This window comes from Methylophaga sp. UBA1464, assembly GCF_002325665.1.
Lineage (GTDB): Bacteria > Pseudomonadota > Gammaproteobacteria > Nitrosococcales > Methylophagaceae > Methylophaga.
This window is the reverse complement of sequence record NZ_DCSO01000013.1, coordinates 5,633-6,455: the sequence shown is the minus strand read 5'-3', so window position 1 is coordinate 6,455 and position 823 is coordinate 5,633. Positions and strand designations below refer to the sequence as shown.

General features: G+C 46.9%; 1 protein-coding gene. It reads right to left on the bottom strand.

What is annotated here, in order from left to right; all coding sequences use genetic code 11:
• Positions 1 to 130 precede the first annotated feature (130 nt).
• The coding region (locus tag B3O33_RS01195) for a TRAP transporter substrate-binding protein (RefSeq protein ID WP_292362768.1) at positions 131 to 823 on the bottom strand (693 nt) is incomplete at its 5' end.

Sequence of the window (823 nt, the reverse complement as noted above, 5' to 3'; positions counted from 1 at the left end):
CGGTTTTGAAACAGCTCGCATTCAGCCTCTGTCAGCAGTTGCGGGTTATGCCAGATAGCTGAAATATCATCAATGATTTCGGCTTGAAACGCTTCCAGTCCTTCACGAGTGAAAATAATAAGTACCATGATTACGGGATATCCAGATAGGCTTTTTCAGAAATGGTCGCCCAATCTTCGTCCTGTTCACGGAAGTCTTTATAAGCTTCATGGACGCGTTTGAACTTGGGGTTCTGGGCCGCTTCGTCAGCCAACGTCTGCTCAGTAATTTGTTTAAGGGTATTAAGTACTTCTGCAGGGAAAGGGACAATGTTGATATCATCACGCTGACGTAATTCTGCCAGCGCTACCACATTTTTCTGTTCCATTTCCGATGCCATGAGCAGATTTTCTGCTTTAGCTGCGTTTTCAATAATAGCTTGCAAATCAGGTGGCAATAAATTCCAGGCACGTTTATTTATGCTGAGTTCCAGCACGGCGCCAGGTTCCTGCCAGCCGGGATAGTAATAATTTTTCGCAGCACGATGCAGGCCCAGACGTTGATCATGATACGGAGCAATCCATTCGGTGGCATCAATAGTATTGCGTTCCAGTGCGGTATAAACTTCACTGCCTGCCAGCAGGATAGGATTACCACCAGCCTTGGCAAATACTTTGCCGCCCAGGCCGGGGATTCGCATTTTCAGCCCCTGCAAATCGGCCATCGAATTTATTTCTTTATTAAACCAGCCGCCCATTTGAATACCGGTATTCCCCAGCGGGAAAGGTATGACATTGTAGGGTTGGTAAACTTCACGCCACAAATCCAGGCCACCACCATGATA